Origin of the sequence: Flavobacterium zepuense (assembly GCF_007097145.1) — a bacterium.
GTDB classification, from domain to species: domain Bacteria; phylum Bacteroidota; class Bacteroidia; order Flavobacteriales; family Flavobacteriaceae; genus Flavobacterium; species Flavobacterium zepuense.
On record NZ_VJVZ01000004.1, the window covers coordinates 90786 to 107261 of the forward strand.

A 16476-nucleotide genomic window follows, 5' to 3' on the forward strand; every position below is an offset into this window, starting at 1 on the left:
TTGGGTTTTGGATTATTCACTTATAAAAGAACTGGCAGGCAGGTTGGCACCGTTAAACAGGTTAGCACGCCCGGCACTGTGCCATGCAAAGCGCACATGCACAGGCTTTTCCACTTTATCACTGGTAAGCACAACGGCATCGTTTACTATTTTAGCAGTTGCCTGATGATACTCTCCATCCTGCCCCGCAATCTCAAACATATTGGCTTTGTCTTTAAAATACAGCCCTTTAGCGTTATCAAAATGCACTGTTAGCTTCCTGCCTTTTGTTTCGTGGTTTTTATATAGCGGCCCATTTACTACGCCTTTGTTTATTTGGTAATGATCATTCAATGCAAGGTTGGCAAGGCGCTCGCCCACAGGGCGTTTGTTTCGCGGATGGATATCATTTACCGGGCTAACATCGCTAATAACTACCATACCCGTTTTAGGAATCTGCTGCAAAACAAGGCGTTGCGAATTCCGTATAACAGCCCCCTGCCGCATATCACCTTCATATTTATAGGGCGCTATCTGAACATAATAAAACGAGAAATCATCCTTCCATGCACCTCTCCATGAAGCAATTAGCCCGCCTAAAGTCTTATCATACACGCTGCTGCCCACATTGCTTTCGCCCTGGTACCAAAGTACCCCGGCAAGCTTAAAGCCCACAAGCGGGTTTATCATGGCATTGTATGCCCGCCCTGCCTCTATAGGCCCCCATTTGGCGGGGGTATGTTTCGCAGCCGCAGCAGCAAGCACCTCATCTTCAGCAATATAATCGGCTGGCATCCAAATCTCTGCCGGGGTGCCTCCCCAACTGGAGTTGATGATGCCAATGGGCACATTCTTAAGGTCTTCCTGAAGGTGCTGCGCAAAGAAGTAGCCCACTGCGCTGGCGTATTTCATGGTTTCGGGCGAGCACACCTGCCAGTTGCCCTCTAAATCTAATTGGGCCGATTTTGCAGTACGTTTAGCAACTGTAAAAAACCTGATATTAGGGTAGTTAGCAGCAGCAATTTCTGCCTCGGCATTATCAATACCGGAGTTGGCTGTCCACTCCATATTGCTTTGCCCGGAGCACAGCCACACCTCACCCAGCATCACATTTTTAAATGTAACCTCGTTATAGCCTTTAAAATTAAGGGTATACGGGCCGCCCTCACCGGGAGTACTGATAGTCAGCTCCCAATTGGCCTGATTATCCGGCGTTACCTTGTATTGCTTGTTGTCCCAGCCGGTGGTAATGGTAATCTCTTCGTTTGGGCTGGCCCAACCCCACAGTTTTACCTCAGCATTGCGTTGTAATACCATGTTATCGGCAAAGAAAGAGGGCAGCGATACATTGGCTAAGGATGAGCCTGTAACCGCTAAAGCAAATAGCCTGAATAAGCGGCTTAATCTATTACTTTTCATTCAATACATTTTTTAGGAAAGAGGCCAGTTGCGCCGCCATAAGCTTATCATCTTCAATTTCGGGGTGCGAACCGCAACCATGAGGAATTACCGATTTGAATATAAACACCTTAACCTCTTTATGCCCCTTTTTGGCATTAACCAGGCTCTTAACCCTGTTAAGGCATTTTACAAACTTTTCGCTTTTATCTCCCGTAACCATTGGGCTGGTTAACAGCACTATTTGCGTGTTAGGCGCATGTTTGTAAACCGTTTGTATAAAATTCACATAGTTGGTTACATACTTATCTTCGTTAAACGGAAGGCGTGCCTTTTTCCCATCGCCCAGGCTAAAATCGTTGGTACCCAATGCAATACAGGTAACATCGGGGTTATAGCCAAATTTATAAGGCTTAGCATTGTCTTTATTCAGGTACAGGTTTTCATAAACATCGGGCATAATGGCCTCTTTATCATGCTCATCGTTCCAGTTGCGGTACATACCAATGCCCGATACAGAACTCAGCACATAATCGGCATCAACAGCCCTTGCCGCAATGGGCGCATAGGAATAATAAGCATTATGCTGATCGTACCATTCGCCTTTACCACAGGGTATTGCAAGGGTATCGTTCCCCATGCCACAGGTAATGCTGTCTCCAATAAACTCGATTTTCTTTTTAGGTTTTTCATCCTTTACCTTAAATAATTTACCATCAGCACCCTTAAAAATTACGGTGCCATTGGCAGCCTCCGTAGCTTTATAAACCGTTATGGTATGTGATCCCTCCTGCTTAACCTTTATAGCTATAGCGGTGCCTCCGGGCTTTATGGTTTCACGGCTGTAGTATTGACCATCTACCTCAATAACAGCATAGTTGTTATGCACAAAGGTATCTTTTGTGTCGAGATTTACCGTGCAGGTTGTACCCCTAAACCCAAATGTTACCGATGACGCCGACCCAATAAGCCCGATTTTATTGGCATCGAGCTGTTCGGTACGGCCCTTTGTGGTATAAACGGAGGTATCTGTAATTGTTGATGTGCCGCCTATACAGGCAAAAGCAGTCACTATTAAAAGCGATAGTAATTTGTGAGGAACAGGCATAAATGCGATAGTTAAATTTTGAGGATGCAAATTATAAAAAATCGTTTGAGTAAGCCGATATAATTACATCAAAATATAATGCAATTTAAACACTGTAGGGGCACTTAACACCATTTAACAAGCTATGCCAAAGTGTAGTTAAACCAAGGTTAATTAATACAAAAACAGACAGTTAATCCAAATAGCGTTATCTAACTTTATAGTATAATATAAAAGCAACGATTATGAAAAAGTCATTTTTAACGCTGGGAGCAGTACTGGCCTTTGGTATTGCATCAGCTCAGATTACGCCAACTACAGATCCTAACAGGACAACAGTACCTACAACTACCACGCCTACAACAACTACGCCAACAACAACAGGCACACAGGCGGATAGGGCAAGAACCGCTGCCGACAGGACACGTACAAATTCCACAAACGACAGGCGCTCACTTAGCCCTACCCCCCGTACCGATGGTGCCCCAAACACAAATGGGATAACACCAAGTACTACCACACCACAAACTACTGTGCCTCCTACTACGCCTTTAAATGTGCCAAGTACGTCGCCTACCAACCCAAACAACAATTACAGGGCAGGTAACCCGGGTACGTCTACTAATTCACAATCAGGAACTACAGGTTCACCAACAACCAATCCGGGATCACAGCAGCCTACAACTGTTACACCAAGGCCTTAATCAGCAACAAGTAATTCAAAAAACATACTGTCATGAAAAAAGTATTTTTAACGTTGGGCGCTATATTGATCTTCGGTATAGCATCGGCACAGACCGATACCACAAGTACAAAGACAACCAGTACCAAGACCACTAAAACAGAGAAGATGCGTACTGATCCTAAAAAGGATAAGAAGTCTAAAACTACGACTACTACCAGCAGCAGTACTACGGTAGCGCCGCAGGACCAAACGATGCCTGAAAAAAAGAAAACAAAGAATACCAACCCGGCAACCTCTCCTACATCTACAGGAAACACCACCGGTACAGGTACTACCACTACTAAGCCATAAGGCAATTGAGTTGAAGCTGAGAAACCCCTTTATGGGGTTTTTTCATGCCTAATTGTAAGGTAGTGTTAAAGTACACGCTACATACCTTTAGGTTTCTTATTTTTAAGTTAGGATAACCAATCAAAATTATACCGGTTTTATGGAAAAGTTAGAGAACCTTATAGTAACACCAAGTGAAAAAACGATAAGCCAGGTAGAGCGTGCCGTATCTGTTGTGGGTGGCGCTTATCTTATGTATGATGCCTTAAGAAAGGAAAAGAAAAGCCTGCTGCAAATTGCTGCAGCCGGATTTATGATATACCGCGGCATTAAAGGCTTTGTTGCCGATGTGGATGTAAAGAACGGTAGCAAGTTGTTTAAGAAACCGGCTAAACCGGCCGACTCGAACATAAACATTCATGCGAGGCTTATTGTAAAACGCCCCGTGGCCGATGTGTATAATTTTTGGCGCCATTTAGGCAACCTGCCTTTGTTTATGGAGCATTTAGAAAGTGTTACCGTTTTGAGCGATACAGCATCGGAATGGAAGGTTAAAGTGCCTGCACTTGGCAATATTGTTAGCTGGAAGGCTGAGATAGTGGCCGAAGAACCGCACCGCTATATAGGCTGGAGGTCGTTACCGGGATCTGGGATTTACAATGCTGGGAAAGTAGAATTTAAAGATGCCGGAGAATTGGGTACTTTGGTGCATGTAGTGTTCTCTTACCATTCGGCACTTGGCCATGCAGGCGAAGAAGTGGCAAGGCTGCTGAACCCCGTATTTGAAAAGATGGTACGCAATGATATCATGGGCTTTAAACGCTATATGGAAACCGGTACTCCGCAAAAGCTACAACAGGAAACGGTGGCTATATTTACTTAATAGTTATAAGTTTTAAGTTAACAGTTTACGGCTTTAGTACTCTAACCCCTCTGTAAACTGTTAACTTAAAACTGTTAACTCTCTATTTATCCCATGATATTTTTTTGATGAAAGTTTCGTGCTGAAGTTCGTCTACGATTTCCATGAAACGCTGATTGCCCGGCTTTTCCAGGATGATCTCTATGATCCAGACCTTGGATGTTTTAGTAACCGAAAAATTGGCAAAATCTACCTCTTCAGTTTCAAGCAATGTATTGATGATCTTTCGCGGGTTGGCTTTAGCCTTTGCCGTTATCCTGAGTATCTTTTTTTGGAATTTACTGGAAAATTTTCGCTGTAAAGGCTGCATCCCCCATAAAATTATGATAGAAAAAAGTGTAGTGATCCCGGCTGCAATATACATACCCCCACCTGTTGCCATACCTATACCGGCTACCGTCCACAACCCCGAAGCTGTGGTTAAACCCAGCACTGTTGCGGGTTTCCTGAACAGTATGGCACCCGCCCCAATAAACCCAATACCGCTTACAATTTGGGCTGCCACACGGGAGGGATCGAGTTCGGCATAATCCTCACCTACAATATCCATAAAACCAAACGACGAGACCAGCATAATTAATGCCGACCCCATGCATACCATCATGTGGGTACGGGTACCTGCGGCCCAGTCTTTACGCTCGCGTTCAATACCAATTACACCGCCAAAAATGGCAGCAAGGGCAAGGCGAAGCGCTATTTCTGTCCACGGTAACATCATGACGATGGGGTTTTACTATCTAAGATTTTGTAGGTTGAAAGTGCAAATAGGGTAAAGATGAGATGTGCAATTGCCAATTGCCTGTAATAGCCGTAACGATTATTATCGGGCGGATTAGGGCTTGCAGAGAACATGATTTTCCACGCGCCTACTGCCGTTGCAGCACTTGCACTGCCTACCAGCAATACCTTTACAGGCCCCGGCGAATGCAACGCCCTGCGATACAGCACCCAATAGGCTAAAACAAATAGCATCCCAACGCCATAGTGGGCAACCCACCCTGCAGCGTGTTTTTTGTTCACATCTACATCAACAGCATTGTTGCGGTCTATAAGCTTGTTAAGCAGCTCAGGCTCCTCATACTGTTGGTTCTCTTTTTTAGCCCTGTAATAGCTGTAAAGCGTCATGAACGATGTGCCCACAATACCGGCAAGGATTATCTTTAGCGGCGCTTTCATGATGCTTTATTTTGAGTGGCAGAATCATCGATGGTATCCGAATCTAATTCATCTACAAGCTTTATAAGCAGTTCTCCGGTGCGCTCAATAGTTTGGGAGATTATGTTTTCGGGCACGCCATCAAAAACCTCACGGTGGGCACAATAACGATTACCCGGCAGCTTTATATGTATAAACATAGTACCTACAGGCTTATCGGCGGTTTCGCTACCACCGGGGGCAGTAAGGCCGGTTATGGCCACGGCAATATCACTTTTAAAGAATTTGCTAAGCCTTTCGGCAAGAAGCCGTGTAACTTCAGCCGATTCCGGGGTGTACTTTTCAATGATCTCGTTTGGGATATCAAAAAGCTCTTCCTTGGTACAGGCATCATAACACACGATACCGCCCAACAGCACACCACCCGATGTTGGCGTAAGCGAAAACTCCGATGCCAGCCATCCGGCAGTGGCACTCTCGGCAAGCGCTATTTTCAGGCCTTTTTCGGCCATGCGCCTGCTGCTTATAATAATACTTTCTGAGGCCATAATAGTTAGGTTTAGTTACATTTAATTACATCAAACGACTATTAAACCAGGCCTTAGTCTGTGGCAATCCGGATTATATTGCTCTGCCTCTCCGGGGCTAAATTTGTCATCCTCTTTTTCATCGGCAGAAATTTCTTCATTATGTTCCTGCTTCAGCTTTTCTTCAGATGGTGTGGTTTCATGGCGTTGGCTATCCTGGTCGCGCTGGCTTTGATGATGGTTACTTTCCCCATACTCCTGCCCGCCGCGATTTCCTTGTCCGGGGTTATCGTTTAACTGGCTCATAGTAAAAAATTAATGAGTTAACTGGTCTTTTTTAGTTGTAACCCTTGAGTTGTTACCTGTGCTGCCGGTACCGGTTCCCTGGCCTGTACCCGATGTACCACCGCTATTAACAGGTTTACCAACCTGGCTGCTACTGTTCTCTACCTTATCGGTAATTTCTTCCTCAGTAAGGCCTGCTTTTTTAGGTTTGGCTGTACCAGAAGCTGCTGTGGCATTATTGTTTGAAGACGACCCCGCATTAGATGACGTTGCTGCATTAGCACGAATACTCCTGCCCGATGCTCCTGTACCATCATAACCCATTGCCACGGTATCATGAGGTGTCATACAGGTATCTATATAAACCGTGTCAACCCTGCCTTCGGTAGTGGTCATAGTATCGCTTTTTCGGCTACAGCCATCGCATGATGTTACTATTTGCATACCCGCAACCAACGCTGTGGCTAACAGGCTATTTTTTATGATGTTTGACTTTCTCATACTATTTGATTTTTTGGTTTGTACTACTAAAGTTATCAATACAAAACACTAAAGTGTCTTAACATTTAGGTAATTAGCAATTATATAACATTTTTAAGAAGCCGTTAACTTGTCTCATTACCACGGAATTTTGCCAGGCATTTAACCGTTAAAATAGTACCGCATAGGGCTGCTGCAATGCTGTTAGCCATTATAATAGGCAGATCGTCTTTATAAATGCCGTAAATTACCCACAATACCATGCCTACAAACAGCATGGCATAGGTGATAGCCGATATACTTTTTGTAGACCTTGTTTTTACAATTTTTATGGTTTGCGGTATGTTTGCCACGGTAACAAAACCGGCAGCTATAAGGCCTAAAATCTCAACGTTATCCATTTAGTTATCCATTTAGTTATTGTTTGTAGTTTTAGGAGGGTATCACGGTATCTTATCTTCAAACTTTTCTTTAACCTTGCGGCTTATATAGGTACTCAGGCCCTTACCGGCGGTTGCCAGCTGTTTCATTTTTTCTATAACGCGCTTACCGGCACTGGCATAGGTATAGCGGTATACGGCATTATTGTTAAACTGTACGGCAATAGCATCAGGTGTAATTTCATACCCTGTTACCCCGCTGTGGCCTTCTAAGTTTTTATACCGTTTCATAAATCATTTATAGTGCTGCTGTATAAAGTTACAGCACTTAACAGCCATGCAATAGCTTTTAACGCTTGATTAACTTGGAGTTAACAGCAGTACCCGATTTTAAAGGGTAACTTCATAAAATATTAAAACATAGATAGCAAAACAATTAAAACTCAAAACCATGAAAAAGATATTTTTATCGCTTGCTGCACTGTTTGCCTTTGGCATTGCACAGGCACAAACCACACCGGCGCAGGAACAGCCTGCTAAACAGGTACCCTCTAAAACTACCGAAGAGGTAGTGCAGAAAAACAAAAAAGAAATGGAAATTAAGCCTGACGCGGCCCATAAAAACGAACGGAAGCTTGATGGTACACAAACCCGTAAGGACGAAATGATAACCAACGATCATGTTAAGAGTACCTCTGCCCCTGAAAAGGTTACGGATACCACACAAACAGCGACTAAAAAAGCGCGAACCGCTAAAAAGTCGGCGGTAAAGAAAGCATAATTGTAAGCTGCGGCGGAGCGTTATATTTATAGCTACATAGCAAAAAAAATCAGAACTCCGGAGGAGCGGCATACGGTATGCCGCTCCTCCGGAGTTCTTGTATCAGGATGTATTCTATTTCTATAGATGTCGCTCCGCCGGAGCTTTTGAACGCTTAATTAATACGTTCCATCTTTATAATACCAACTATCCTGCTCTTTTATAAAAGTAGATGTTTCGTGGTGCACCTGTGCCTTTAAGTTGCTATCCAGGTAATACGCTTTAAATTCTACTACAGTTTCTGTAGCTGTAAGGATTTCCAGCTTGAGCCACTGGTTGCTCTTTGCCCACTCTAACATGGCTGCTTTACTGTGGTATTTGCGCTCCTTAGGCGCGGTGGTTTCCCATAAATAATCGGCTGCATGTACAGCATAGGCGCTATAGCGCGAACGCATTAACGCCTCGGCTGTTGGCGCTTTTTTTATACCTTTTATATAGGGTTCGCAGCAGGTTGTATAAGGTTGTGATGAGCCGCAATAACAATAAGCCATAATTTTATTTTTACGAAGCGCAAAGATAACTGAATATGAAATAGTATTTTAGCCATCATACTATCCATAGTTAATTTTAAGATACATGAGCAAATTATTACTTTTCGTTGTAAGCCTTTTTATACTTAGCTGCAACTCTAAAACAAAACCGATTAATGAATCTAAAAGTAAACAAACGGTAACTACTGTAAAACTTACCGGTAAGCAAATTGCCGATGGTTTAGATAAACGACATTTTTTTGACCTTACGGATGCTATCGATATTACAGAAACAAAACTTGCTGTTGAGGAATCTTATAACACCCTGCATTTTTTTGATGGAAAGATGAAAGGTGAAACGACACAATATACTGATAACCGCTTTTATGTTGTTGATTGCGAAGAGCTTTTTGAAATTGGCGGCCTTACAAAGTATCTCGATGTTGTAAAAATTTCATTCGAAAAACTTGATTTAAAGTTAGAATATTCAAACGAGAAAATTATTCAGGCTGAAAAGCACTGGAAACACACAATAATCCTTAACGGAAAGCAATACACCGCTTATGACGAAGATTTTAATGATACTGACTGGGATTTAGCATTTATTAATTTTATTGAAATGCTAAACGATCAGTTATCACGGCAGGGCAGTAACGAAGCATTTTATCCAATAAATAGTGGTAATGGCGGGAGAATGGTTTTGCTTACTCCTGAGCAATTTCAATTTGTACAGGCTAATTTTCCAAGCGATGAAAATCTCCCAAAATCCCTAAATGAATGGAGAACCATGTATAAATTTTAAGTGAGCAATTACCTAAGTCGCCATATTATATCCCACAAAAAAAGAGCCTTGCGGCCCTTTTTATTATTTCCTTATCTTTTTATTGAAGTCTTTTATCATATTAAGTGTTGACGTGTCGGTTGCAAAAACCGAGTTAAGCCCTTGTGGTTCCTGCGGCGGGTCGGCGGTAAAGGCATCGCCTTCTTTCCATTTGCCGTTAGTGGGATCGTTGGCCCCTGTGCCTGCAAAACCCCAAAAATTAAGGGCGGCAAAAGCTTCTTTATTGGCTACACTTTTTGCAAGCCTTTCAAAAATAGCTTTGTAAAAGGCATCCCTCTGGGCAACCGATGATTTCTTGTCTAAACTCTCGTTTTCCCTTGGTAACCCGAATTCCTCTAAAACTATTGGCTTGCCTAAATACTGTGCAACAGCAATATGATCATCTATATAGCCAATAGTTTTATTAATGGCTGTGGGCAATGTTTCTTTAGCCGCATCATGCTTGTACCAGCCCCAGTTTTTAGGCCATATGTGCATGGTTAAATAATCTATTTTAGGGTTGTTGTGGGTGCGCTCGTAAATGGCAATATCATCTGCCGAGCCCGCCTTACCTTCACTACCGGTACAGATAAGGTGGTTACCATCAAGGCGGTCTATAACATTTACCACATCATTAAGCCATGTTGTAAAAGCCTGCTCATTATCAGCCGTAAAAACACGCGGTTCATTAGCTATTTGCCAGGCCATGATGGTGTTATCATCAGTGTACTTAACTCTGCTATACGCATTGGTGCGGCCTAAAATGTACTCTATGTGTTTTTTAAACGCCTCCTGACAGGGCTGGCATTTATGAAATTGCTTTACATAATCCATAAACTGCGGCCATGTATTGGGCTTAATGTTAGGGTTAGGCAATGGTCCCTGGCCATTCCACTCCAGGTATTGCGCCATACCGCCACTCCACTCCCAGTTGTTGTTAAGGTACAGTACCGCATACATATTACGCTTACGCATTTCAGAAAGCAGATAATCCAACCCATCTAACTGGTTGTTATCATACTCGCCCTGCTTAGGCTGAAGCGCCGGGGTAACGGTAAAATCCTGGGTTCCTGCTTCGGCGCCAACCAATATGCGCAGGTTATCAATGCCATCGGCTTTAAGCTGGTCTAATTCGGTTGCCAGTCGGGTACGGTCACCACCGGTTTTAGCAGCCAACAGTGCCCCATACCAATAGTTGGCACCAATATAATGGTAGGGTTTATCACCTTTATAAAATTGCGTGCCCTTCACTGTAATACGCTGCGGCTCCTGTACTTTTTGTGCTGTACAAGCCACACCCGTTTGCAGAACCGCTGCACATAGCAACATCTTAAATGTATTCTTCATGTTGGTTTTATCGAATTGTTACTTTTCATTTTGGCTGAATACTAAATACTGCGACTGAAAACTATTCCGCCGGCATGGTATACATATCCGGGATATTATTTTGCAGCACCGACTCTGCCCTCTTTGTAAAATCTATAAAATCCTGGGTATTGCTTTGCCCTGCCGGGGGTACATAGTAGCCTGTAGCGGTATTATTCCAAAACATTACAAAGGCAAGCTGTACATCATTAGCCGTCATAGCGGTGTAGATATTGGTGTTGAAAAACGTAGGTATTACCGGATTGCCCGACGATACCTGCCAGCCGGTCTCGGTCATTGCGGCAACTTTGACTTTAGCGTGCGCAATGTCCGATACCATTTTAAGCTTGTTGTTTGCCGTTACGATACCATTGCTTGCCCCTATTGCAAAATCGCCGTAGTTATCCATGCCTAAAACATCTATATAATCATCGCCGGGATAGCGGCTCAGGTAATTGGCCTCGGTAGTGTAGCTGTTATCCGGTGAAAAAGCATACAGCACATTGTGTACGCTTTTCGTATCTCTTAGATATTGCACTGTAAACTGCCACGCCTGTTTGTATTGCTCCGGCGTGCAATAAGCGCTGCCCCACCAAAACCAGTTGCCATCAAACTCATGAAACGGGCGGAAAATAACCGGAATAACCTTATTATCAGTTCCTTTCAGGTTATTAAATACATCAGCAATTTTATCCAGTTTTGCTTTATAGTATTCGTGGTTTTCGCCACCCGGCAGTATGCTTGTAAAGGCATTTTGCTTTTGTTCGTCGGTCATGCTATCGGCATAAAAATCAACGCCCTCGTAAGGCTCCCTAAAGTGCCAGCAAAATATATTTACCATGCCTTTATCGTAAGCCTCTTTCGCATCCTGCGTAATTTTTAGCTCCTGCTGGTAATACCAGTTAGATGGGTCTCCGGTATTCTGGTCGTCGGTTATAAACATAAAGTCCGACCCCAATAATGCCGGGTCGCTGCCCGTAGCTTTTTTAATGTCAGATGCCCCTCCGGCATCGTTATAAAAGCTGTTAAAGGCATCCTGCTGCCCGATAAGGTATTTTGTTTGCTGAAGTTTTTTAAGGTTGTAAAACAGCGCTACAGTCTCGGCAGTAGCGTTAGGGTCGGACATATACGAGCGTATATTGTCCTGATTAAACACATCTTCTTCGGGAAATACTTCCACGGGTGGTGTTATACCTGCATAGCCGTCATCACTGCCTGAGCACGATGCCAATGTTACAAAAATAGCGCAAAAAGCAAATCTGAATAAATTTTTCCTGTTCATAATGTAGTAGTAGTAGTGAGGCACTTTAAATTAGTATAAAGTGATAATTAAATTAAAGTGAAATTACCGTTTCAATCGTTTTCGAACTACTGCTTTTTTATCAAAAAAAGATACTATTTATTCAGATTGTCAAATATTTAAGGGTATTTAATCTTTAAGCCTGGCAATAAGCTCTAAACATGCCCTTGAGTTATGATAAGGGCATTTCCAAAAACCGGCTTTATCCTTTTCTATTTTAGAATATTCTGAGTTTACACCCCATATCCACTCGCCATTTTGAGTGTCAATAATATAACCTTTCACAAATTGCCAGTTGTTTTGTGCTGCATCCAGATATTTTTGGTTGCCCGTAAGCTGCCATGCATTTACCATACCTATTAGCAACTCGCTTTGCGGCCACCAGTGTTTTTCAGCAATCAGCTCTTCGCTGTGCGGGTCGAATTCATACCACAATCCGCCATCAGCCGCATCGATACCTTTAAATGCAGCATCGGCCATAGTAACCGCATGCGTTTTGTAAATGGCAATCAGGCTTTCGTCTTGAATAACTTCTGCACACCATTGTAACAGCCATGCCGCCTCAATATCATGCCCGTACGAAATAACATCCGGTTTTTCCACCCACTCCTCATTAAAAAATAAGTGAAGATGGCCCGTTTCTGCATTAATAAAATGGTCGTTTATGGTATTAAGCAATTGCGTAATCACCTCTTTAAGATGCGCATCGGGCCAAACACGGTAGAGGTTGGCATACCCCTCTACAATATGCAGGTGGGTATTCATGGTCTTTTTCTCGTTGGCATCTTTATCGCTTAAGCGAAGATCGTCAATAGGTTTCCAATCGCGCGTAAAAGCTTCAAAATAACCAAGGTGCTCTTTATCAAAACTATGCTCCTCTATTTTTTTAAACAGTCTGATGGCAAGCTGTAATGCTTCTTCGTTATAGGAAACCGAATAAAATTCGGATAGTCCGTAAATAGTAAACGCCAGCGCATAGATCTGGTTCTTGGTATCTTTAGGAGAACCATCTGCATTCAGGCTCCAAAAAATCCCCCCAAAATGCTCATCGTAAAAATGGTTAATTATATATTGGTACGCCCTTTCGGCAATTTCAAGATGTTTTGGGTCTTTAGTAACCGCATACGAAGCAGAAAATGCCCACAAAATGCGGGCATTTAATACTGAGCCTTTTTCGGCATTGTAGTCTTTAATATTGTTATAATCTATAGTGCCTAAAAAGCCACCGTTTAGATTATCTACCATATTACGCTCCCAATATTTTAAAATGGAAAACAACTCGGTGTGCATTTCTTCTTTTAACGAAGCCATTATTATAGTTTGCTGTTGTTATCTACTTGTTTGATGATGGTTTGCACCGATCCTGACGATATAAAAGTATCTTCAGGGGTGTTAACCACGTAGTCTACTAGTTTTTCTACCGATGAAACCGCTACGTGCATGCGCGTATCTGATGATGCGTAGTAAATAAATACCGTACCATCTTCATCTGCAATCCAGCCGTTGGTAAACAACACGTTAGATACATCGCCCACGCGTTCTTCGCCTTCCGGAGCCATAAAATAGCCCGCCGGGTGGTGAATTACTTTAGAGATATCATTAAGATCTGTCATGAACATATACAGGGTATAACGCAATCCGGCAGCCGTATTACGCACGCCGTGTGCCATGTGCAGCCAGCCTTTATCCGTTTTAATAGGCTCAGGGCCAAGGCCGTTCTTAAGTTCGTAAATGGTGTGGTACACTTTACCGCAGATAATTTTCTCGTCCTGAACTACAGGGTTCTCCATATTATCTACGTAGCCAAGGCCAATACCACCGCCGCTGCCCACGTCTATAAATCCGTCCTGCGGGCGTGTATACAATGCATATTTGCCATTCACAAATTCAGGGTGAAGCACCACATTGCGCTGCTGTCCTGTCCTTGAAATAAGGTCGGGCAACCTCTCCCAGTTTACAAGGTCTTTTGTGCGAACGATACCTGCATTGGCTACTGCCATGCTGGTATCTCCTGCAGGGGCATTAGGGTCTTTGCGCTCGGTACAAAAAATACCGTATATCCAGCCGTCTTCATGTTGGGTAAGCCTCATGTCGTAAGCATTGGTATCGGGTTCTTCCAATTGCGGAATTACCACGGGCTTATCCCAAAATTTAAAATTATCTACACCGTTAGGGCTTTCGGCAATGGCAAAAAACGATTTACGATCTGTGCCCTCTACCCTGACGGCAAGAATGTAATTACCATTAAATTTTGTGGCACCCGCGTTAAAAGCTGCATTAATACCAATGCGCTCCATACCAAACGGGTTGGTTTGTGCATTAAGGTCGTACCTCCACTTTAAAGGGGCGTGGGCTGCGGTAACCACAGGGTTTATGTAGCGCGTATATACACCGTTTGTTGCTGCAAACGGTTCGTTCTTTTTTTCTATCAGTTCATTATGTGCCTTAACCAGTGCATCATAATTAGGTATGTTAACCCTGTTTTCAGTAATCATATCGCTACCCATTTGTATATTTTATTGAGGTATTAAAAATTCAGATTTAAAAGTCAGTAAGCCTGTTCCACCAGGTTTTTTTCATTACTATAAAAATTACCGCTAAAAGTGCCAGTACAATGCCAAAGCCAATCCATTTAGAGAGGATAAAGTACATAGGCAGCAGCGTTAGCAGTATTTGCCCGGTAATACCCATGGCAACGTTTGCCATATTAACACCAAAGTTTTTGTTGCGTTCTACCGTAGGGTCTTGTTGCTGTGCTATATCGCGTATGGGTTTCCAAAAGCCCCACGGCCTTACGGTTTTATAGAAGTTTACAAGCGTATCAGTATTTGTTGGAGGTGCGGCATACGAGCCCACCACACAGGCTATAAATTGTATTAGAAAAAATATCGGGAAGAAGTACAGCATACGAGTACCATCAAAGTAATGGGTCACACCACTTACTGATAGTGCCGGCGGAATGGCGCTTGCCACAATACCTGCAAACATACCCCAGAAGAAGCCGTTGGCATTAAAGCGCCACCAGTACCATTTAAGCACGTTGGCACATACAAAACCACCATATAGTCCTGCTGTTATGATATTAAATATCATGTTTACGTCTTTTATCAGAAGCCCTAAGCCTACACCAAGTATTACCATAACAATACCCGATACATATCCCATATTAATGATCTGTTTCCTGCTGGCTTCAGGCTTAAAGTATTTAAGGTAAATATCGTTTACAATATAAGCCTGACCTGCATTTAGCGTACCCGAGAAATTACTCATAAAGGCGCCCAGAAAACCTGCCAGCACAAGCCCCACCAACCCAACAGGCAGGTACTTGCTTATTACTGCCGGCATAATGCTTTCAAAATTTACCCCATCGGCTGTGTGCCCAAGGTCAAGGTCTTTAAAATATAACACGCCCAGTATGCACAAACCCATCGTCATAAAATAACGGATAGGGAGCAGTATAATAGAGATAAATCCACTCATTTTACTGGCTTCTTCGGGCGATTTTGTACTTAATATCTTTTGGCAATCGTAGTTGGGTGCAGGACCTGCAAGGCTTTTAAGCACACCACTAAAAAACATCATGGCAACTACGGCAGAGAACAGTTTGTAACCATCCCTCTCTAACTTAACCTGTGCATCGGCAAGAATATTTTGCCAGTCGAGGCCCAGTTCCATTCCAAATAACGGGTCGTCCCACCCAAGCGGCATTTTATCGGCAAGTACAATACCTGAATCGGCTAATGCATTCATCGCAATCGTACCCACAAATAATGAACATACGATCATGATCATGTACTTGATAAAGTCGGCCAATACAATACCGTGCATACCACCCACAATACTGTAGAAAGTTGCTATAAGGCAAATACTTACCCCGTAAAACTGTGCAGTAAAGTGCTTGGCAGCAATAAGCGCATCGGTATATTGTTGTGTGCCTATTGTAAACTGTTCTAAATTCTGGTCCAGGAACGGAAAAATATCTTTTATGGTTTGATACGGAATAAAAATTTCAAGGAACTCCCCTACCCCTACAAATGCATAGGCCATATAGCCTATACAAAGCATTAAGGCGAATACCACTACTATAGCATGGCTTTGGCGAACGCCTTTATCTGTAAGGCCAAAGCGCGTACCCAGCCATTCGGCACCGGTGGTAGCGTTGCTACGGCGCAGCCATTTGCTTAGGAAGACCATTAAGAAAACCTGGTTAAACACTGGCCACATCCACGGTATCCAAACGCTTTTAAAGCCGTATAAAAAAGCCATACTAACCAGTAGCATTGTGCCACTAATATCAAACATATCGCTGGCATCGCTAAGGCCCAGCATGTACCACGGTAATTTTTTACCACCTAAAAGGTAGCTGTCTTTACTTTTCTTTGCCTGGTTTTTCATGACGATGCCTATTACCACCATCATTATAAAATAAAGTGCAATTATTGAGAGGTCTATAGTTGTTAATCTCATATGGGT

General features: G+C 43.0%; 20 protein-coding genes. 5 read left to right on the forward strand and 15 right to left on the reverse strand.

Annotated elements, in window-relative coordinates; translation table 11 throughout:
• Positions 1-12 precede the first annotated feature (12 nt).
• Together FMM05_RS07565 and FMM05_RS07570 are read right to left on the reverse strand one after the other, a co-directional pair.
• Positions 13-1398 carry a sialate O-acetylesterase gene (locus FMM05_RS07565; protein WP_143372738.1) on the reverse strand — a complete coding sequence of 462 codons (1386 nt, stop codon included), beginning with the start codon at positions 1396-1398 and terminating at the stop codon, positions 13-15.
• Positions 1388-2485: an SGNH/GDSL hydrolase family protein gene (locus tag FMM05_RS07570; RefSeq protein ID WP_143372739.1), complete on the reverse strand. Its 1098-nt coding sequence runs from the start codon at positions 2483-2485 to the stop codon at positions 1388-1390. The genes FMM05_RS07565 and FMM05_RS07570 overlap by 11 nt, the downstream gene beginning before the upstream one ends.
• Before the next feature lie 224 nt (positions 2486-2709).
• On the opposite strand from FMM05_RS07570, the gene FMM05_RS07575 reads away from it, so the two are divergent.
• The 3 genes from FMM05_RS07575 (at position 2710) to FMM05_RS07585 (ending at position 4362) form a co-directional block, all read left to right on the forward strand.
• A complete protein-coding gene (locus FMM05_RS07575) occupies positions 2710-3168 on the forward strand; it encodes a hypothetical protein (protein WP_143372740.1) in 459 nt (152 codons plus the stop codon).
• 32 nt (positions 3169-3200) lie between these two features.
• Entirely contained in the window at positions 3201-3500 is a 300-nt protein-coding gene (locus tag FMM05_RS07580) for a hypothetical protein (protein WP_143372741.1), read from the forward strand.
• A 139-nt stretch (positions 3501-3639) separates the two neighbouring features.
• Complete coding sequence (locus tag FMM05_RS07585; RefSeq protein ID WP_143372742.1) at positions 3640-4362, forward strand: SRPBCC family protein; 723 nt, start codon at positions 3640-3642, stop codon at positions 4360-4362.
• A gap of 82 nt (positions 4363-4444) precedes the next feature.
• Here FMM05_RS07585 and FMM05_RS07590 read toward each other — a convergent pair whose 3' ends face one another.
• From FMM05_RS07590 to FMM05_RS07620, 7 genes are all read right to left on the reverse strand, one after another.
• Positions 4445-5119, reverse strand: coding sequence for an MgtC/SapB family protein (locus tag FMM05_RS07590; protein ID WP_235894379.1), 675 nt, complete (start codon positions 5117-5119; stop codon positions 4445-4447).
• The gene (locus FMM05_RS07595; protein WP_143372743.1) at positions 5116-5577 is read right to left on the reverse strand and encodes a DUF2938 domain-containing protein; all 462 of its coding nucleotides are present in this window, start codon (positions 5575-5577) and stop codon (positions 5116-5118) included. Before FMM05_RS07595 ends, FMM05_RS07590 begins: the two co-directional genes overlap by 4 nt.
• Positions 5574-6104, reverse strand: coding sequence for a CinA family protein (locus FMM05_RS07600; RefSeq protein ID WP_143372744.1), 531 nt, complete (start codon positions 6102-6104; stop codon positions 5574-5576). Before FMM05_RS07600 ends, FMM05_RS07595 begins: the two co-directional genes overlap by 4 nt.
• 30 nt (positions 6105-6134) lie before the next feature.
• Positions 6135-6389 carry a hypothetical protein gene (locus tag FMM05_RS07605; protein WP_143372745.1) on the reverse strand — a complete coding sequence of 85 codons (255 nt, stop codon included), beginning with the start codon at positions 6387-6389 and terminating at the stop codon, positions 6135-6137.
• Positions 6390-6398: 9 nt separating this feature from the next.
• On the reverse strand, positions 6399-6869 hold the full coding sequence (locus FMM05_RS07610; protein ID WP_143372746.1) for a hypothetical protein: 471 nt from the start codon (positions 6867-6869) through the stop codon (positions 6399-6401).
• A 104-nt stretch (positions 6870-6973) separates the two neighbouring features.
• Entirely contained in the window at positions 6974-7249 is a 276-nt protein-coding gene (locus tag FMM05_RS07615; RefSeq protein WP_221932256.1) for a SemiSWEET family sugar transporter, read from the reverse strand.
• Positions 7250-7291: 42 nt separating this feature from the next.
• Entirely contained in the window at positions 7292-7519 is a 228-nt protein-coding gene (locus FMM05_RS07620; protein ID WP_143372747.1) for a hypothetical protein, read from the reverse strand.
• Between the two features lie 160 nt (positions 7520-7679).
• Here FMM05_RS07620 and FMM05_RS07625 point away from each other — a divergent pair, with 160 nt between their 5' ends.
• The gene (locus FMM05_RS07625) at positions 7680-8009 is read left to right on the forward strand and encodes a hypothetical protein (protein ID WP_143372748.1); all 330 of its coding nucleotides are present in this window, start codon (positions 7680-7682) and stop codon (positions 8007-8009) included.
• Between the two features lie 158 nt (positions 8010-8167).
• Here FMM05_RS07625 and FMM05_RS07630 read toward each other — a convergent pair whose 3' ends face one another.
• A complete protein-coding gene (locus FMM05_RS07630) occupies positions 8168-8539 on the reverse strand; it encodes a YchJ family protein (protein WP_143372749.1) in 372 nt (123 codons plus the stop codon).
• Between the two features lie 85 nt (positions 8540-8624).
• Here FMM05_RS07630 and FMM05_RS07635 point away from each other — a divergent pair, with 85 nt between their 5' ends.
• Positions 8625-9320 (forward strand): hypothetical protein, encoded by a 696-nt coding sequence (locus tag FMM05_RS07635; RefSeq protein WP_143372750.1) that lies wholly within the window; start codon positions 8625-8627, stop codon positions 9318-9320.
• A gap of 63 nt (positions 9321-9383) precedes the next feature.
• Here the strand turns inward: FMM05_RS07635 and FMM05_RS07640 are convergent, their stop codons facing one another.
• The 5 genes from FMM05_RS07640 to FMM05_RS07660 form a co-directional block, all read right to left on the reverse strand.
• A complete protein-coding gene (locus tag FMM05_RS07640) occupies positions 9384-10685 on the reverse strand; it encodes a glycoside hydrolase 5 family protein (RefSeq protein WP_143372751.1) in 1302 nt (433 codons plus the stop codon).
• A 61-nt stretch (positions 10686-10746) separates the two neighbouring features.
• Positions 10747-11985 (reverse strand): glycoside hydrolase family 26 protein, encoded by a 1239-nt coding sequence (locus tag FMM05_RS07645; protein ID WP_143372752.1) that lies wholly within the window; start codon positions 11983-11985, stop codon positions 10747-10749.
• A 147-nt stretch (positions 11986-12132) separates the two neighbouring features.
• Positions 12133-13314, reverse strand: a complete 1182-nt coding sequence (locus tag FMM05_RS07650) for an AGE family epimerase/isomerase (RefSeq protein ID WP_143372753.1) — start codon at positions 13312-13314, stop codon at positions 12133-12135.
• Between the two features lie 2 nt (positions 13315-13316).
• Positions 13317-14498, reverse strand: a complete 1182-nt coding sequence (locus FMM05_RS07655; RefSeq protein WP_143372754.1) for a glycoside hydrolase family 130 protein — start codon at positions 14496-14498, stop codon at positions 13317-13319.
• A 46-nt stretch (positions 14499-14544) separates the two neighbouring features.
• On the reverse strand, positions 14545-16470 hold the full coding sequence (locus FMM05_RS07660) for a sodium:solute symporter family protein (protein WP_143372755.1): 1926 nt from the start codon (positions 16468-16470) through the stop codon (positions 14545-14547).
• Positions 16471-16476: the final 6 nt, after the last annotated feature.

What these genes read in the sequence shown, in the direction of transcription:
- FMM05_RS07565 (WP_143372738.1), bottom strand. Translation starts at nt 1,398, where the DNA reads ATGAAAAGTAATAGATTAAGCCGCTTATTCAGGCTATTTGCTTTAGCG.
- FMM05_RS07570 (WP_143372739.1), bottom strand. Translation starts at nt 2,485, where the DNA reads ATGCCTGTTCCTCACAAATTACTATCGCTTTTAATAGTGACTGCTTTT.
- FMM05_RS07575 (WP_143372740.1), top strand. Translation starts at nt 2,710, where the DNA reads ATGAAAAAGTCATTTTTAACGCTGGGAGCAGTACTGGCCTTTGGTATT.
- FMM05_RS07580 (WP_143372741.1), top strand. Translation starts at nt 3,201, where the DNA reads ATGAAAAAAGTATTTTTAACGTTGGGCGCTATATTGATCTTCGGTATA.
- FMM05_RS07585 (WP_143372742.1), top strand. Translation starts at nt 3,640, where the DNA reads ATGGAAAAGTTAGAGAACCTTATAGTAACACCAAGTGAAAAAACGATA.
- FMM05_RS07590 (WP_235894379.1), bottom strand. Translation starts at nt 5,119, where the DNA reads ATGATGTTACCGTGGACAGAAATAGCGCTTCGCCTTGCCCTTGCTGCC.
- FMM05_RS07595 (WP_143372743.1), bottom strand. Translation starts at nt 5,577, where the DNA reads ATGAAAGCGCCGCTAAAGATAATCCTTGCCGGTATTGTGGGCACATCG.
- FMM05_RS07600 (WP_143372744.1), bottom strand. Translation starts at nt 6,104, where the DNA reads ATGGCCTCAGAAAGTATTATTATAAGCAGCAGGCGCATGGCCGAAAAA.
- FMM05_RS07605 (WP_143372745.1), bottom strand. Translation starts at nt 6,389, where the DNA reads ATGAGCCAGTTAAACGATAACCCCGGACAAGGAAATCGCGGCGGGCAG.
- FMM05_RS07610 (WP_143372746.1), bottom strand. Translation starts at nt 6,869, where the DNA reads ATGAGAAAGTCAAACATCATAAAAAATAGCCTGTTAGCCACAGCGTTG.
- FMM05_RS07615 (WP_221932256.1), bottom strand. Translation starts at nt 7,249, where the DNA reads ATGGATAACGTTGAGATTTTAGGCCTTATAGCTGCCGGTTTTGTTACC.
- FMM05_RS07620 (WP_143372747.1), bottom strand. Translation starts at nt 7,519, where the DNA reads ATGAAACGGTATAAAAACTTAGAAGGCCACAGCGGGGTAACAGGGTAT.
- FMM05_RS07625 (WP_143372748.1), top strand. Translation starts at nt 7,680, where the DNA reads ATGAAAAAGATATTTTTATCGCTTGCTGCACTGTTTGCCTTTGGCATT.
- FMM05_RS07630 (WP_143372749.1), bottom strand. Translation starts at nt 8,539, where the DNA reads ATGGCTTATTGTTATTGCGGCTCATCACAACCTTATACAACCTGCTGC.
- FMM05_RS07635 (WP_143372750.1), top strand. Translation starts at nt 8,625, where the DNA reads ATGAGCAAATTATTACTTTTCGTTGTAAGCCTTTTTATACTTAGCTGC.
- FMM05_RS07640 (WP_143372751.1), bottom strand. Translation starts at nt 10,685, where the DNA reads ATGAAGAATACATTTAAGATGTTGCTATGTGCAGCGGTTCTGCAAACG.
- FMM05_RS07645 (WP_143372752.1), bottom strand. Translation starts at nt 11,985, where the DNA reads ATGAACAGGAAAAATTTATTCAGATTTGCTTTTTGCGCTATTTTTGTA.
- FMM05_RS07650 (WP_143372753.1), bottom strand. Translation starts at nt 13,314, where the DNA reads ATGGCTTCGTTAAAAGAAGAAATGCACACCGAGTTGTTTTCCATTTTA.
- FMM05_RS07655 (WP_143372754.1), bottom strand. Translation starts at nt 14,498, where the DNA reads ATGATTACTGAAAACAGGGTTAACATACCTAATTATGATGCACTGGTT.
- FMM05_RS07660 (WP_143372755.1), bottom strand. Translation starts at nt 16,470, where the DNA reads ATGAGATTAACAACTATAGACCTCTCAATAATTGCACTTTATTTTATA.